Consider the following 15,950-nt stretch of genomic DNA (forward strand, 5'->3'; position numbering starts at 1 on the left):
GTAAGTCACGCTAAGCTCGGCCAGCATCGCCGTCGAGCAGACCGGAAGGCGACTCATGGGCCGACAAAGCGGCGGCCGGCGCGGCGCACACCGCTCCGGGCCCACGGGCGACGGCAGGCTCGCCGCCGCGACGCACCTGCTGGGCACGACCGTGCCCCGCCGGGTCCGACCGCCGCGGCTGCTGAACGTGATGCTGGTCTCCGGCGTGACCGTCGGCCTGGTGCTGTTCGGCTACAGCACGACCCAGATCTACCTGCGGTTCAACGACCCCCATGGGGGAGCGGGCGAACCGGCGCCCGGCGCCACCATGTCGCCCCTGCCCTCGGCCGAACCCGGGCACCCCTCGCACGGCGCCCCCGACCCCAGCCGCGGCGACACCAGGAACACCGCCGACCGGCGCGATGGCGACACCGCCGTCTCCTACCGGGCCGTCGAGGCGACCGGCGGCGACTTCACCGGCAAGATCACCATCACCAACAGCGGCGGCGGCACGCTCGACAACTGGGTGCTCACCCTCGGCTTCTCCGAGGCCACGGTCACCTCGGCGTGGGACGCCGAGTGGCAGGCCACCGAGTCCGGGGTGGTCGTCCGCAAGCCCGAAGGCGAGAACGGCCTGGCGCCCGGCGAGTCCAAGACCGTCAACGTCACCGTCGAAGGCGACCGGCAGACCCCCGAGTGCACGCTGAACGGGCGCTCCTGCGGGCTGTGAGCCCGCGGCCCCGCGGCGGGGCACCGGCGCGGTGGGCCCGGGACATGGGCACAAGAGCGGTGGGCACAACAGCAGAGCGCCGCGATCCCGGGGATCACGGCGCTCGAGGGCCCTGCGGCGGGCGACCGCTCAGCGGCCGACCTTTCCGGCCTTGATGCACGAGGTGCACACGTTCAGCTTCTTGGGCGTACCGCCCACGCTGGTGCGCACGGTCTGGATGTTGGGGTTCCAGCGCCGGCGGGTGCGACGGTGCGAGTGGGAAACACTGTTACCGAACCCTGGTCCCTTGGCGCAGACGTCGCAAACGGCAGCCACGGTAACTCCATTCAAGCGCTCGGGCCGACGCGCGGGCGCGCATGTCCGGATGACCCGAGAAGAGGTCTGATGAGCAGGCAGGTCGGCGCGGGGCGCCAACCTAGGAAGCGTACCCGACGAGAGGACCAACCGGGGAATCGCCGATGAGTGCGGTACGCGGTCGCACGGGTCCGCGACGGGCCCGTGCGGGGAGCCGCGGGCATCGCCGCCCGCCGTTCCCGCGAGGAACGCACGCCCCAGTATAGCCGGACACATCGACCGCGCGGTCCGACCGCCGCGGCGCATGAGACACAGGAGAACAAACGTTCTACCGTTGCGTGTGCGCACCGGCGGCCGCGCGGCCGACCACGCGGGAGCGCTGCGCACCGAGTGCGACGGGAGGAGGCCGATGACCGCGCTGGACGAGCCCCTGCACCGGACCCTCGGCGACAAGGCGGCGAAGCGGCTCGCCAAGGAACTCGACCTGCACACGGCGGGCGACCTGCTGCGGCACTACCCGCGGCGCTACGCCACCAGGGGCGAGCTCACCGACCTCGCGTCGCTGGCTGAGGGCGAGCTGGTGACCGTCGTCGCCGAGGTCGTGCACGCCACCCGGGTGCCCATGCGCAACCGGGGCGGCTCGATGCTCAAGGTCGTGGTGACCGACGGCAGCGCGCGCGTGTCGATGCTGTTCTTCCCCGGCAAGGGCAACAACGTCGGGCACCACCAGTCGCGGCTGCCGCCGGGGCGGCGCGCCATGTTCGCGGGGAAGGTGTCGACGTTCCGCGGCGAGCGCCAGCTCTCGCACCCCGAGTACGAGACCTTCCCCGACGACGAGGACACCGGCGCCGACCTCGCCCGCGCCTTCGCCGAGACCCTCGTCCCCGTCTACCCGGCGAGCAAGAACCTCGCCTCGTGGAAGATCGCCCAGTGCGTGGGGATCGTCCTCGACCAGCTCGGCGACCTCCCCGACCCGCTGCCCGCCGGGCTGCGGCGCCGGCACCGGCTCACCGGCCTGTCATCGGCGTTCCAGCGCATCCACCGGCCCGACACCCCCGCCGACATCGGCGCGTCCCGGCACCGGCTGAAGTGGGACGAGGCGTTCGTCCTGCAACTCGCCCTCGCCCGCCGCCGGCGCGAGGCTGCTGTCGTCGCCGCGCGCCCGCGCCCCGGCGGTCCCGGCGGGCTCCTCGACGCGTTCGACGCCGCCCTGCCCTTCACGCTCACCGAGGGCCAGCGCGAGGTCGGCGAGGTCATCGCCGCGGGGCTCGCCTCGTCGCACCCCATGCACCGGCTGCTCCAGGGCGACGTTGGGGCCGGCAAGACGCTGGTCGCGCTGCGCGCCATGCTCCAGGTGGTCGACTCCGGCGGGCAGGCCGTCCTCCTCGCCCCCACGGAGGTCCTCGCACAGCAGCACCACCGCTCCATCACGGCGTCCCTCGGCCCCCTCGCCCAGGCCGGCCGGCTCGGCGGCGCCGAGAACGCCACCCGGGTGGCGCTGCTCACCGGGTCGCAGGGCGCCGCGGCCCGCCGCGAGGCCCTCCTCGACGCCGCATCGGGCGCCGCGGGCATCGTGATCGGCACGCACGCCCTGCTCCAGGAGCACGTCGGCTTCGCCGACCTCGGCCTGGTCGTCGTGGACGAGCAGCACCGCTTCGGCGTGGAGCAGCGCGACGCCATGCGCGAGAAGTCCGCCGACGGCCGCCCCCACGTCCTCGTCATGACCGCGACCCCGATCCCCCGCACCGTCGCGATGACCGTGTACGGCGACCTCGACGTCGTCGCCCTCACCCAGGCGCCGGCCGGCCGCTCGCCCATCGCGACCCACGTCGTCCCCGCCCAGGAGCGGCCCCGCTTCCTCGACCGCGCATGGGAGCGAATCAGCGAGGAGGCCGGCCAAGGGCGCCAGACCTACGTCGTGTGCCCGCGCATCGGCGACGGCCTCGACCGCGGCGCCGAGCCCTCCGGTGCCCCGCCGGAGGAGGGCGACGCCCCGCGCCCGCCGCTCGCCGTCCTGGACGTCGCCGCGCAGTTGTCCGGCGGCCCGCTGGCGGGGCTGCGGGTCGAGTGCCTGCACGGCCGCCTCGGCCCCGACGACAAGGAGGCCGTCATGCGCCGGTTCACCGCCGGCGAGGTCGACGTGCTGGTGGCGACCACCGTCATCGAGGTGGGCGTCGACGTGCCCAACGCGACGGTCATGGCCATCATGGACGCCGACCGCTTCGGTGTCTCCCAGCTCCACCAGCTGCGCGGGCGCGTGGGGCGCGGCTCGCTGCCCGGCCTGTGCCTGCTGGTGACCGACGCCCCCGACGGCGCTCCGGCGCGCGAGCGGCTCGACGCCGTTGCCGCCACCTCCGACGGGTTCGAGCTGGCGCGGGTCGACCTCGAACAGCGCCGCGAGGGCGACGTCCTCGGCGACGCCCAGTCGGGCCGCAAGTCGTCCCTGCGGCTGCTCACCCTGCTGCACGACGAGGACCTGATCCGCGAGGCCCGCGAGGAGGCCGAGGCCCTCGTCGCCGACGACCCCGACCTCGAGGCGCACGCGCCGCTGGTGGCGGCGCTCGCGGAGCTGCTCTCCGACGACCGCGCCGACTACCTGGAGAAGACCTGAGGGACGCGGGCGGCGCAGCGGCCGCGGCCCCGCGGCCGATCCGCGGGGCGCGACCGGGCGCGTGTCCCGCCGCCGCGAGCCCGCCGCGAGCCCGGAATGATCCGCGCGGCACGCCCTAGGATGCGTGCCATGAGCGAGGTCCTGGTGCGCGACGGTTCATGGACGTTCGACGGCGACATCGTGCGCATCGTCCCCGGGCGCGAGCGGGGTGTGCACAAGATCCGGCACCTGCTCGGCGAGGTCGAGGTGCCGCTGGACGCCATCGCGGGCGTCGCCTACGAGCCCGCGCGCAAGGGCGGGCGGCTGCGGTTGCGGCTGCGCGAGGGCGCCGACCCGTTCACCAAGGCCGTCAGCGGGCAGATCCCGGAGTCCGCGAACCCCTATCAGCTCGTGATCGACGCCGACCGCACCGGTGTGGCCGAGTACTTCGTCGACGAACTGCGCAACGCCATGCTGCTCGCCGAGGTCCCGAGCGGACCGTGTGACCGCTACCTGCTGCCCGGCCCCGCCGTCCCGCTGGTCGGCTCGGGCGGCGACGGCACGGCGTCCTTCGACGGCGAGACCGTCCGGCTGGAGTGGACGTGGGGCGCCGAGGAGAGCAAGGCGTCGGCGGGGCCGCAGCAGATCGCGATAGGGGACCTCGCCGCCGTGGAGTTCCAGCCGGCGACGGGCCTCTCCAACGGTCACCTGCGGCTGGTGCCGAAGAGCACGCAGGTGCGGGCCGCGCCAAAGCACGACCTGTACAGCATCGTGCTGTGGGGCTTCGGCAAGGAGATCCGCACCATGCCGCTGCTGGTCGCGGCGGTCATCGCGCGCATGCCGCACCCGGTGGGCGGCGCGCCGGCCCCGGAGCTGCCCGCCGCGGAGCCGCCCGCCGAACCCGCGGCGGCCGGGGACGCCGGCCCCGACGCCCTGGTGCGGCGGCTGCGCGAGCTCGGCGAGCTGCACCGCGACGGCATCCTCAGCGACGAGGAGTTCACCGCCGCGAAGCAGGCCGTCCTCAAGCGCATGTGACCTGGGCCGGGTGCCGCCGGGGCCGCCGCGCCGGGGGCGGCCGTCCGGGCCGGGCGCCGAGCCGAGGAGCGGTCCTGCTGCGCGATAATCGCGAAGCGGCGCAGACGGGGGGCGTCGGCGCGGGCCCGGAACGGCCCGCCACCGGACACGAGCGAGGGGGACGGGACGGCGATGCCGCGCATCATCGCAGGATCGGCGGGCGGGCGGCGGATCGCCGTCCCCGAGGGCAGGGGCACCCGGCCCACCAGCGACCGCGCCAGGGAGGCGCTGTTCGCCTCGGTGCTGTCCGATCTCGGCACGCTCGACGGCGCACGGGTGCTCGACCTGTACGCGGGCTCCGGCGCCATCGGGTTGGAGGCGCTGTCCCGCGGCGCGGCGCACGCGCTGCTCGTGGAGTCGGACCGGCGGGCGGCGGCCGTCGTGCGGCGCAACATCGGCGGGCTCGCCATAGCGGGCGCCGAACTCGCCGCCGACCGCGTCGAGCGCGTCCTCGGGCGCGGGCCCGCCGGCGGCCCCTACGACCTGATCGTCGCCGACCCCCCGTACACCGTCACCGACGAGGCGGTCACCGCGGTGCTGGAGTCGCTGCGCGACCGCGGCTGGGCGGCCGACGGGGCGCTGGTCGTGGTCGAGCGCGCCGGGCGCGGACCGGACCTGCGCTGGCCGCCGGGGTACCGGCCGGACCGGGTCCGCAGGTACGGCGAGGCGGCTCTTTGGTACGGTCACGCAGCGAGCCTGTTCGAGCAGTGACGGCGCCTCGGGGACAATCGGGGCGTCCGGCTCCCAACGAAAGCGGTGCACCGTGCGACGCGTCGTCTGTCCCGGGTCGTTCGACCCGGTCACCAAGGGCCACATCGACATCATCGGCCGCGCCGCGCGGCAGAACGACGAGGTCGTCGTGGCGGTGCTGAACAACGTCAACAAGCGCGGGCTGTTCAGCGTCGACGAGAAGATCGAGATGCTGAGCGAGAGCACCAAGGAGTTCGCCAACGTCCGGGTGGCCCGGTTCGGCGGCCTGCTGGTGGACTTCTGCCGCGAGAACGACATCCCCGCCATCGTGCGCAGCCTGCGGTCGGTCAGCGACTTCGACTACGAGCTCCAGATCGCCCAGATGAACTACCAGCTGTCCGGCGTCGAGACCATGTTCATGACGGCGAACCCGCAGTACTCCTTCCTCAGCTCCAGCCTGGTGAAGGAGGTCGCGCAGCACGGCGGCGACGTCAGCAGCCTGGTCACGCCGCACGTCGAGGAGCGGCTGCGCGCCAAGTACGCGGCGAAGGGCTGACCCCCGGGCGCTGATTTGGGTCGGAGCGGGGGCCTTGGGTATCCTCTCCGGGCAGGACTGTGCTGTCGCCGTTTCCGGCGCACCGGTCCGCGCGGACGCCGTGGCGGCGCCCGTCCTCGCCTGGCCCTCTCGGGGCCGAACGCCTGAAAGCCTGATCACCCTGTCTCGTCTGGATCCCCGTGCCCCGTTCGTGGTCGACACCCGGCCGCTGGGGCGTCAGCCCGGTTCGATGCGCACCATGAGCCGCACCGAGCCCTGCTCCAGTGTGCTCGCCGTCGCCATGACCGGTGTGCCGGAGGGCTCGCCGATCCGGCTCGACTTCCGGCTCGAAGCGGTCATGGAGGGCGTGCTGGTCACCGGCACCGCCGAGGCCGACATCGAGGCGGAGTGCTCGCGCTGCCTCGACCCCATCGCCGACAGCGTCGAGGCGGAGTTCCAGGAGCTGTTCCGCTACGGCGACGACGACGATCTCATCGGCGGCGAGCCGCGGGCGGACGCGGAGGGCGAGCAGGAGGACTATCATCTTGAGGACGATCTGATCGATCTCGAACCGGTGGTCCGCGACGCGGTCGTGCTGGCGCTGCCGCTGTCGCCACTGTGCCGGGAGGACTGCCCGGGGCTGTGCGCCGAATGCGGTGCGAAACTCAGCGAGGCCGGTTCCGATCACGGTCATGGCGAGCGCATCGATCCGCGGTGGCAGGCGCTGCGGCAACTGGGCGACCAGCCCGGCGATCGGTGAGTTCGCGCTCCCGCGGCTGAGAACGGCCCCGCTCCGGCGGCCGCTTCCGCCGCGGGTCGTGGTGCTTCCCCACGTCCGTGGGGGTGACGTAAGGCAAGAGAAGGCTCCCGCGCCGCGGGGGTGACCCAGGAGGATTCACGTGGCCGTCCCGAAGCGGAAGATGTCGCGGAGCAACACCCGCATGCGCCGTTCGCAGTGGAAGGCGTCGGTGCCGACGCTGGTCGACTGCCCGCGCTGCCGCGAGCCCAAGCTCCAGCACACCGCATGCAGCGCCTGCGGTACCTACAACAACCGCCAGGTCATCGAGCCGGCGAACTGATCCCGCCGGGTGGCGGGGCACCGCGCACGCGGGGCCCCGCCACCCGGATTCCGCACCACCGACCACCGCAGTCGCACACGACCGCGCCGGTCCGGGTGTATCCCGAGGTCGTGGTGGTCGCCGGGGAGGACACTCGTCCTCCGCGACGTCCACCTCGCCTTCGAGCATTCCCGGCCGGCCCGCCATTGCGAAGCCGTGTCAGTACCCCGAGTGCCGCCCGCCAGGGCCGCTCGCCCGTTCTCGGCATCCGCTGCGGGGCGGGCCCATACGAGGGATGTGAAGGCCGAGTGGCAACTCAGCTCAATGCTTCGGAGACCCGGGCGTTCCGCGAGGCGATCGGGGTCGAGCTCGACCCGAAGGTCCTGGCGCGGGCGCTCACGCACCGCTCCTACGCCTACGAGAAGGGCGGCCTGCCCACCAACGAGCGCCTGGAGTTCCTCGGCGACTCCGTGCTCGGCCTGGTGGTCACCGACACCCTGTTCCGCGGCCACCCCGACCTCCCCGAAGGGCAGCTGGCGAAGCTCCGCGCCGCGGTGGTCAACATGCGCGCCCTCGCGGGGGTCGCCCGCGGGCTGGGCATCGGCCGCTACATCCGGCTGGGCCGCGGCGAGGAGGGCACCGGCGGGCGCGACAAGGCGTCCATCCTCGCCGACACCCTTGAGGCCATCATCGGCGCGGTCTACCTCGACCGCGGGCTCGACCACGCCTCCGATCTGGTGCACCGCCTCTTCGACCCGCTGATCGCCACCGCCTCGGGGCTCGGCGCCGGGCTCGACTGGAAGACGTCCCTCCAGGAGCTCACGGCGTCGGAGCTGCTCGGCGTGCCCGAGTACCACGTCGACGAGAGCGGCCCCGACCACCAGAAGACCTTCCGCGCCACGGTGCTCGTCGCGGGGCAGAGCCACGGCTCCGGCGAGGGCCGCAGCAAGAAGGAGGCGGAGCAGCAGGCCGCCGAATCGGCGTGGAAGGCCATCCGGGCCCAGTCCGAGGCGCGCGCCGCCGACGGCGACGCCGGGTAGCGGCCCCCGATGCCAGAACTCCCCGAGGTCGAAGTGGTCCGGCGCGGGCTCGACCCATGGGTCGCCGGCCGCGGTGTCGGTGCCGTGCGGGTGCTGCATCCGCGCGCTGTCCGCAGGCACGCCGCCGGCGGCGGCGACTTCACCGCCCGGTTGGCCGGCCGGACCATCGACGGTGTGGCGCGGCGCGGCAAGTACCTGTGGCTGCCGCTCGACTCCGGCGAGGCGCTGCTGGCGCACCTGGGCATGAGCGGCCAGTTGCTGGTGAAGACCCCCGACGCCGACGCTGAACGGCACCTGCGGGTGCGCCTCGACCTCGAAACCGGCGGCAACGGCGTCCGGTTCGTCGACCAGCGCACCTTCGGCCACCTCATGGTCGCCCCGCTCGCGGCCGACGACGCGGGGGCGGCGCTGCCGACCCCCATCGCGCACATCGCGCGCGATCCGGTCGACCCGCTGTTCGACGACGACGCTTTCAGCACGGCGCTGCGGCGCCGCCGCACCGGGTTGAAGCGCGCGCTGCTCGACCAGTCGCTGATCAGCGGTATCGGCAACATCTACGCCGACGAAGCCCTGTGGCGCGCCGAACTGCACTGGGCCCGGCCGACGGAGACCCTGCGCACGGCGCAGGTCGCCGCCGTCCTCGCCGCGGTCCGCGCGGTGCTGGCCGAAGCGCTCGACGCGGGCGGCACCTCCTTCGACAGCCTGTACGTGAACGTCAACGGCGAGAGCGGCTACTTCGAGCGCGGCTTGCAGGCGTACGGCCGCCGCGACCGGCCGTGCGCCCGCTGCGGTGCGCCGATCCGCCGCGAGGTGTTCATGAACCGCTCCTCCTACAGCTGCCCCCGCTGCCAGCCGGCTCCGCGCCGGGCGCGGTACTGAGCGGCGCGGCTGCGGTGTGCGGGGCTGCCGGTGCCCGTGTGCGCCGGGGGCCCGGTGCCGGGGCGGCCGAAACCCATCTGCGCGCAAGGAAGACAAATGAGTCCGTCTGGTGACATCCGGTTGACAGCGTGGGTGCGCGGCACCGTCCAGGGGGTGGGTTTCCGCTGGTGGGTGCGGTCGCGGGCGTTGGAGCTGGGGCTCACCGGCGCCGCGACCAACCTCGCCGACGGCCGCGTCGAGGTGGTCGCCGAAGGGCCGCGCGAATCCTGCGAGCACCTTCTCCACCTGCTGAAGGAGGGGGCGACCCCGGGTTCGGTCGCGTCCGTGGGACAACGTTGGACGAACGCAGAGGGGGCCTTTTCCGGTTTTGCGGAACGTTGAGTACCATGGGAGGGCGACGCGGTTCGTCTTACTCAGGATGCGCGCTCATCCGTGCCGCGGCGGCGATCAGTAGCAGCGCCGTCGTGCGTACAGCGTCCTCCCACACAGGGGAGGCCCCACCGGGGGATGCCATCCACGTTCCGTGCGCTGCACGCTGCCTTGTTACTGTCTGTAATTAGGTGTGTGCACAAATATCTGACAACCTTGACCAGCGGCTCGCATGGTGAGATTCTGGAAAGCCAACCGCGCGACTTATTTGTCCTGCGTGCGCGGTCGTTCGCTTTTCGACCGCGCAACACGCGTCTCTTCGTGCGGCCACACCAAATCTGGTCACTCAGTGTGGAGGACCCGCATCATGGCGAAGGCTCTGTTCGGCCACGTCGGAGGCCCTGACCCCCGTATGGTTCAGGAAATGCGTCGACTGCAAAAACGAGTCCAGGACCTTGAAGCCGAAGTCGGCCGACTTCAGGCCAACAACGACCAGCTTTCCGCGGCCGTCGTCGACGTCGCCGTCAGCGCGGCCGACCGCGAGCCCGCGCTCGCCTAGCAGTACCGCAGCAGCCGATCAAGGGGCGCCTGATCCACGGGTGGCGTCCCTGAGGCGGCCCCCCGGTGGAGTCCCTCCCCGCCCGCCACGGCTGCGCCCCGTACGACCACCACCACCGCCGGATCGCGGCCCGCGCTTCCCCCGCGCACCCGCCATCACGGCGCCGTTCGGGCGTCCGCCGCCCGGCCGGCGCGGATTCCCGCAGCACAACGGCTGCGCCGCGCCCCTCATCTGAGCACACGCCCGCGCTGTTCGTGGCACCCTTGTTCCGGTGCGGACCGGAACAGAGGGGAGAGCCAGGGCGTGTACCTGAAGAATCTGACGCTGCGCGGATTCAAGTCCTTCGCGTCGGCCACCACCCTCCGGTTCGAACCGGGTATCACCTGCGTGGTGGGGCCCAACGGCTCCGGCAAGTCCAACGTCGTCGACGCGCTCGCCTGGGTCATGGGGGAGCAGGGCGCCAAGTCGCTGCGCGGCGGCAAGATGGAGGACGTCATCTTCGCGGGGACCTCCTCGCGTGCCGCGCTGGGGCGCGCCGAGGTCAGCCTGACCATCGACAACTCCGACGGCGCCCTGCCCATCGACTACTCCGAGGTCACGATCCGGCGGACCATGTTCCGCAACGGCGGCTCCGAGTACGCCATCAACGGCGACACCTGCCGCCTCCTCGACATCACCGACCTCCTCAGCGACTCCGGTATCGGCCGCGAGATGCACGTCATCGTCGGCCAGGGCCAGCTCGACACCGTCCTGCACGCCGGCCCCGAGGAGCGCCGCGCCCTCATCGAGGAGGCGGCCGGGATCCTCAAGCACCGCAAGCGCAAAGAGAAGGCGCTGCGCAAGCTCGACGCCATGCAGGGCAACCTCGACCGGGTCACCGACCTCACCAACGAGCTGCGCCGCCAGCTCAAGCCGCTGGGCCGCCAGGCGGAGCTCGCCCGGCGCGCCGCGGTCATCCAGGCCGAGCTGCGCGACGCCCGGCTGCGGCTGCTCGCCGACGACATCCTCACCCTGCGCGAGCAGCTGGAGAAGGAGGAGGCCGACGAGTCCGCGGTGCGCGAGCGCCGCGGGGCCGCCGAGCGGTCCCTCGCGGACGCCCAGGCCAGGGAGACCCACCTCGACACCGCCGCCGCCGAGGCCGCCCCGATGCTGGCCCGCGCCCAGGACGCCTACCACGGGCTGTCGCGGATCAAGGAGCGGCTGAACTCCGTCGCCGGTATCGCCGCCGAACGGCACGGCCACCTCGCCGCCGACACCGGCGAGGAGCAGCGCGGCCGCGACCCCGAGGAACTCGAACTGGAGGCCGAAGAGGTCCGCGCCCAGGAGGAGGAGCTCCTGGAGCGGCTCGAGGAGGCGCGCGAAGGGCTGGGCAGGTCCGTCGCCGCGCGGACCGGCGCCGAGGACGCCCTTAAGGCCGAGGAGAAGCGCATCGCGGCCGCCGCCCGGGCGGCGGCCGACCGCCGCGAGGGCCTGGCCAAGCTCCGCGGCCGGGTCGACTCGCTGCGCAGCAAGGTCGCCGCGAGTGAGGCCGAGGCCGAGCGGCTGGACCAGGCGTCCGTCGAGGCGCGCGAGCGCGCCGAGATCGCCCAGGCCGAGTACGAGACCGCCGCCGAGGAGTCCGCGGGGCTCGACGAGGGCGACGCCGAGCTCGACTCGGCGGCGGAGGCCGCCAAGGCTGCGCTCGCCGCGGCCGACTCCGCGCTCGGCGAGCTGCGCGACGCGTACTCGACCGCCGAGCGCGAGCGCGCCGCGCTGGCGGCCCGCAAGGAAGCCCTGGAAATGGGGCTGAACCGCAAGGACGGCGCGGGCGCTTTGCTCGCCGCCGCCGACCGTCTTCCCGGGCTGCTGGGCTCGCTGGCGGCGCTGGCGCAGGTCGAGCCGGGCTACGAGACCGCGGTCGCGGCGGCGCTGGGCGCCACCTCCGACGCGGTGGCCGTCGACGGCGCCGACGCCGCCGCCGCGGCCCTCGCGCTGCTCAAGAGCGACGACGCCGGCCGCGCCGGGATCGTCCTCGCCGGCACCGACCCCGCCACCGACCGCTCGCACTGGCCGGATCCCCCCGAGGGCCTGCGCTACGCGGTCGACACGGTGGCGCCACCCGCCGCGCTCGCCCCCGCGCTGTCGCTGCTGCTCGACCGGGTCGTGGTCGCCGACGATCCCGCCCAGGCGCGCGCGGTGGTCGCCGCCGACCCCGGGCTCCGCGCGGTCACCCGCGACGGCGACCTCTTCGCGGCGGCGTTCGTGCACGGCGGCTCCGCGACGGCGCCGAGCCTGCTCGAAGTCCAGGCGGCGGTGGACGAGGCCGCCGAGAGCCTCGAGGCGGCGGTCGCCGCGTGCAAGCGCACAGAGGCCGACCTCGACGACGCCAAGCGCGAGCGGGGCGCCGCGGCGGCGGAGGCCGAGGAGCTGACCGCGCGCCGGCGCACCGCCGACAAGCGCCGCAACGAGGTCGCCGGGCAGGTGGGCAAGCTCGGCGGGCAGGCCAGGTCGGCGGCGTCGGAGGTCGAGCGCTACACCGCCGCCGCAGCCCGCGCCGGCCAGGGGCGCGAGACCGACCTCGCCCAGTTGGAGGAGTTGCAGGAGCGGCTCGCCGAGGCGGAGGCCGAGCCGGCCGAGGACGGCGAGCCGGGCACCGACCGGCGCGACGCCCTCGCCGAGAGCGCCTCCGAGGCGCGCGCCCAGGAGATGGAGGCCCGCCTGGCGGTGCGCACAGCGGAGGAGCGGGCGCGCTCCATCGCCGGGCGCGCCGACAGCCTCATCCGGGCGGCGGTCACCGAGCGCCAGGCGCGCGAGCGCGCCGCCGAGCGCAGGGAGCGCCGCCGGCTCCAGTCGCGCATCGCCGCTGCGGTGCGGCAAGGGGCGGGCGAGGCGCTGGAGCGCATCGACGCCTCACTCGCCGCCGCCGACTCCGAGCGCAAGGACGCCGAGGCGGCCCGCGACGCACGCGACGCCGAGCTGAAGACCGTCCGGGCGCGGGTCCGCGAACTGTCGGTGGAACTGGAGAAGCTGCTCAACGTCGTGCACGGCAGCGAGGTGGCGCGCGCCGAGCGCAGGCTGCGGCTGGAGCAGCTGGAGCAGAAGTCCGTCGACGAACTCGGGGTCGACGTCGACTCGCTGCTCGCCGAGTACGGGCCGCGCGTCCCCGTCCCGCCGGTCGACGGCGAGGGCGACGACGCGGGGGTGCCCGTCCCCTACGTCCGCGAGGTGCAGGTCAAACGCGCGAAGGCGGCCGAGCGCCAGCTCAACCAGCTCGGCAGGATCAACCCGCTGGCGCTGGAGGAGTTCGCGGCGCTGGAGGAGCGGCACGCCTTCCTCACGACCCAGCTCGAAGACCTCAAGAAGACCCGCCGCGACCTGCTGACCGTCGTCAAGGAGGTCGACGACCGGGTGCAGGAGGTGTTCTCCGCGGCGTTCGCCGACGTCGAGCGCGAGTTCGCGGGGATCTTCGGGCGGCTGTTCCCCGGCGGCGAGGGGAAGCTGATCCTCACCGCGCCCGACGACATGCTCGCCACCGGCATCGAGGTCGAGGCCCGCCCCCCGGGCAAGAAGGTGAAGCGGCTCTCGCTGCTCTCCGGCGGCGAGCGCTCGCTGACGGCCGTGGCGTTCCTCGCGGCGATCTTCAAGGCGCGCCCGTCGCCGTTCTACGTCATGGACGAGGTGGAGGCGGCGCTCGACGACACCAACCTGCAACGGCTCCTGGTGATCTTCGAGGAGCTGCGCTCGGCGTCGCAGCTCATCGTCATCACCCACCAGAAGCGCACCATGGAGGCCGGGGACGCGCTCTACGGCGTGACCATGCAGGGCGATGGGATTTCGCAGGTCATCAGCCAGAAACTGGTCCGCCCGCGGTGAACCGCGCCGCGCCCGGCACCCACTGACACCGGACAAAACGGTTAGAGTGGCGAGGTCGGGTGCCGCGCAACGGCGGCGCCGACCGCCCTGTGTGAGCGAAGTCCGGTGCGAATCCGGCGCTGTCCCGCAACTGTGGATCCCGCTGAACAGCGGGACGAGCCAGGCCGCCTCCCACAGGGCGCCGACGCCAGCTGTCCTCGTGGGAAGGGCAGTCCGTCGCCTGGTGCGAACGGGCTCCTCTGCACACGCCGCCGTCCATGAAGGAGTCCCGTGCGTACCCGCACCGCCCTCAGCGTTCCGATCGCCGCCCTCGCGGCCGCCCTCACCCTCTCCGCCTGCGGCGGCGGAGGCCAGGATGCCGAGCCCGAGCAAAAGGCCACCGAGGGCTTCCCCGTCACCGTGGAGCACGCCGGCGGAGAGCAGCAGCTGAAGATCGACGCCAAGCCCGAGCGGATCGTCTCGCTGTCGGCGACGGCGACCGAGATGCTGTTCGACATCGGCGCCGGCGAGCAGGTCGAGGCCGCCGACCAGACCTCGAACTTCCCGGAGGAGGCGCCCACCGAGAAGGACCTGTCGGCGTTCACCCCGAGCGTGGAGGCCATCACCGAGTTCGAGCCCGACCTCGTGGTGCTCTCCGACGACATGGACGGCATCGCGGCGAAGCTGAAGAAGGTCAAGACCCCCGTCCTGCACCTGCCGGCCGCGACCACCCTGGACGACACCTACGAGCAGATGCGCACCCTCGGCGCCGCCACCGGGCACGCGGACGAGGCCGAGAAGCGCACCGGGGAGATCGAGGAGCGGCTCACCGAGATCGCCGACGACGCCAAGAAGGAGATCGGCGGCGAGAAGCTGAGCTACTACCACGAGCTCGACGACCAGATGTTCTCCATCACGTCCAAGACCTACGCCGGGGAGGTCTACGGCCTCTTCGGCCTGACCAACATCGCCGACGAGGCCAAGGAGCAGGCCGGGGGCTACCCGCAGCTGTCGGCGGAGTTCATCGTGGAGCAGGACCCCGACCTCATCGTCCTCAGCGAGGGCGGCGACAAGGCGGTCGAGGAGCTCGAAGGGCGGCCGGCGTTCGACACCATCGGCGCCGTCGAGAACGACGAGATCGCGCAGATCGACGGCGACCTGTCGTCGCGCTGGGGGCCGCGCGTCGTGGACTTCGCCGAGCAGGTGTCCGAGGCCGCTGTCGCGGCAGCGGAGAAGAACTAGCCGTTGCCGCGGCGCGGATACACCTGGGCGTGGCTCGTCGCGGCGGCGGGCCTGCTGGCGGCGGTGTGCGTCGTCAGCACCGCCGCCGGCGCGGCGTCGCTCACGCCGGTCGAGATCGTCCGCGACCTGCTGGCGGGGATCGGCATCGGGGAGTCGCCGCTCGATGAGCGCCAGCACGCCGTGCTGGTGGAGCTGCGGCTGCCGCGCGTCGTCATGGGCGCCGTCGTCGGCGGGCTGCTCGCCGTCGCCGGCGCCGGCTACCAGGGTGTGTTCCGCAACCCGCTGGCAGACCCCTACCTGCTGGGCGCGGCCGGCGGCGCCGGACTGGGCGCGACCCTGGTCATCGTCTACGGGCAGGCGCTGGAGGCGGCGGCGGGGTCGCTGATCCCGGTCGCGGCGTTCGCCGGCGCGCTGAGCGGGGTGATGCTCGCCTACGCGCTGGGCAGCCTCGCCGGGGGCGGCGGCACCGCCACCCTCCTCCTCGCGGGGGTCGCGGTGTCGTCGTTCCTGTCGGCGGTGCAGACCCTGATCCAGCAGTTCAGGATCGAGGACCTGCGCCGCATCTACTCCTGGGTCCTGGGCGGGCTGGGCCGCGGCGGCTGGGACGACCTCGCGTCCATCGCGCCCTACGCGCTGGTCAGCGCCGCGGTGCTGATCGCGAGCGGCTACTTCCTGGACATGCTCGCGCTGGGCGACGAGAAGGCGGCGAGCCTGGGGCTGAACCCGACGGCCGTGCGGCTGGTGGTGATCACCGCGGCGTCGCTCGCGACCGCGTGCGCCGTGTCGGTGAGCGGGCTCGTCGGCTTCGTCGGCATCGTGGTCCCGCACATCGTGCGCCGCCTCGTCGGCAGCGACTACCGGCGGGTCGTGCCGATGTCGCTGCTCCTCGGCGGGGTGTTCCTGGTCCTCATCGACATCGTGGCGCGCACCGTGATCAGCCCGGGGGAGCTGCCGCTGGGCGCGGTGACCGCCTTCCTCGGCGCACCGTTCTTCCTGGTGATCCTGCGCGCGACCCGCAACCAGCGGATCTGAGCGGCCCGCGCCGCACGCGCGCGGTGGCCGCCGCGGGCCGCTCTTCTG

15 protein-coding genes and 1 riboswitch are annotated in these 15,950 nt (G+C 73.4%); of the genes, 14 read left to right on the forward strand and 1 reads right to left on the reverse strand.

Features of this window, described 5'->3' with window-relative positions:
- The first annotated feature begins 55 nt into the window (after nucleotides 1-55).
- Nucleotides 56-709: a cellulose binding domain-containing protein gene (locus tag CLV63_RS19230; protein ID WP_106584544.1), complete on the forward strand. Its 654-nt coding sequence runs from the start codon at nucleotides 56-58 to the stop codon at nucleotides 707-709.
- 129 nt (nucleotides 710-838) lie between these two features.
- Here CLV63_RS19230 and rpmB read toward each other — a convergent pair whose 3' ends face one another.
- Nucleotides 839-1,024, reverse strand: a complete 186-nt coding sequence (rpmB, locus tag CLV63_RS19235) for a 50S ribosomal protein L28 (RefSeq protein ID WP_106584545.1) — start codon at nucleotides 1,022-1,024, stop codon at nucleotides 839-841.
- A gap of 388 nt (nucleotides 1,025-1,412) precedes the next feature.
- Between rpmB and recG the strand changes: the two genes are divergently transcribed.
- From recG to CLV63_RS19300, 13 genes are all read left to right on the forward strand, one after another.
- A complete protein-coding gene (gene recG / locus CLV63_RS19240; protein WP_106584672.1) occupies nucleotides 1,413-3,614 on the forward strand; it encodes an ATP-dependent DNA helicase RecG in 2,202 nt (733 codons plus the stop codon).
- Nucleotides 3,615-3,743: 129 nt separating this feature from the next.
- A complete protein-coding gene (locus tag CLV63_RS19245; protein ID WP_106584546.1) occupies nucleotides 3,744-4,628 on the forward strand; it encodes a DUF4429 domain-containing protein in 885 nt (294 codons plus the stop codon).
- Nucleotides 4,629-4,799: 171 nt separating this feature from the next.
- Nucleotides 4,800-5,378 carry a 16S rRNA (guanine(966)-N(2))-methyltransferase RsmD gene (gene rsmD / locus CLV63_RS19250; RefSeq protein WP_106584547.1) on the forward strand — a complete coding sequence of 193 codons (579 nt, stop codon included), beginning with the start codon at nucleotides 4,800-4,802 and terminating at the stop codon, nucleotides 5,376-5,378.
- A 52-nt stretch (nucleotides 5,379-5,430) separates the two neighbouring features.
- Complete coding sequence (gene coaD / locus CLV63_RS19255) at nucleotides 5,431-5,913, forward strand: pantetheine-phosphate adenylyltransferase (RefSeq protein ID WP_106584548.1); 483 nt, start codon at nucleotides 5,431-5,433, stop codon at nucleotides 5,911-5,913.
- Nucleotides 5,914-6,103: 190 nt separating this feature from the next.
- Nucleotides 6,104-6,652, forward strand: a complete 549-nt coding sequence (locus CLV63_RS19260) for a YceD family protein (protein WP_211301387.1) — start codon at nucleotides 6,104-6,106, stop codon at nucleotides 6,650-6,652.
- Between the two features lie 139 nt (nucleotides 6,653-6,791).
- Complete coding sequence (rpmF, locus tag CLV63_RS19265; protein ID WP_106584549.1) at nucleotides 6,792-6,971, forward strand: 50S ribosomal protein L32; 180 nt, start codon at nucleotides 6,792-6,794, stop codon at nucleotides 6,969-6,971.
- Nucleotides 6,972-7,258: 287 nt separating this feature from the next.
- Nucleotides 7,259-7,990, forward strand: a complete 732-nt coding sequence (rnc, locus tag CLV63_RS19270) for a ribonuclease III (protein ID WP_106584550.1) — start codon at nucleotides 7,259-7,261, stop codon at nucleotides 7,988-7,990.
- 9 nt (nucleotides 7,991-7,999) lie between these two features.
- A complete protein-coding gene (mutM, locus tag CLV63_RS19275) occupies nucleotides 8,000-8,869 on the forward strand; it encodes a bifunctional DNA-formamidopyrimidine glycosylase/DNA-(apurinic or apyrimidinic site) lyase (protein WP_106584551.1) in 870 nt (289 codons plus the stop codon).
- A gap of 96 nt (nucleotides 8,870-8,965) precedes the next feature.
- A complete protein-coding gene (locus tag CLV63_RS19280; protein ID WP_106584552.1) occupies nucleotides 8,966-9,250 on the forward strand; it encodes an acylphosphatase in 285 nt (94 codons plus the stop codon).
- A gap of 355 nt (nucleotides 9,251-9,605) precedes the next feature.
- Nucleotides 9,606-9,797: a hypothetical protein gene (locus CLV63_RS19285; protein ID WP_106584553.1), complete on the forward strand. Its 192-nt coding sequence runs from the start codon at nucleotides 9,606-9,608 to the stop codon at nucleotides 9,795-9,797.
- Nucleotides 9,798-10,100: 303 nt separating this feature from the next.
- The gene (gene smc, locus CLV63_RS19290) at nucleotides 10,101-13,649 is read left to right on the forward strand and encodes a chromosome segregation protein SMC (RefSeq protein ID WP_106584554.1); all 3,549 of its coding nucleotides are present in this window, start codon (nucleotides 10,101-10,103) and stop codon (nucleotides 13,647-13,649) included.
- 101 nt (nucleotides 13,650-13,750) lie between these two features.
- Nucleotides 13,751-13,813: riboswitch (cobalamin riboswitch) on the forward strand.
- Between the two features lie 106 nt (nucleotides 13,814-13,919).
- Nucleotides 13,920-14,870, forward strand: a complete 951-nt coding sequence (locus tag CLV63_RS19295; protein WP_106584555.1) for an ABC transporter substrate-binding protein — start codon at nucleotides 13,920-13,922, stop codon at nucleotides 14,868-14,870.
- Nucleotides 14,871-14,873: 3 nt separating this feature from the next.
- Entirely contained in the window at nucleotides 14,874-15,902 is a 1,029-nt protein-coding gene (locus CLV63_RS19300) for a FecCD family ABC transporter permease (protein WP_106584556.1), read from the forward strand.
- The last annotated feature ends 48 nt before the right edge of the window (nucleotides 15,903-15,950 follow it).

The organism is Murinocardiopsis flavida (assembly GCF_003014485.1).
Taxonomy (GTDB): domain Bacteria; phylum Actinomycetota; class Actinomycetes; order Streptosporangiales; family Streptosporangiaceae; genus Murinocardiopsis; species Murinocardiopsis flavida.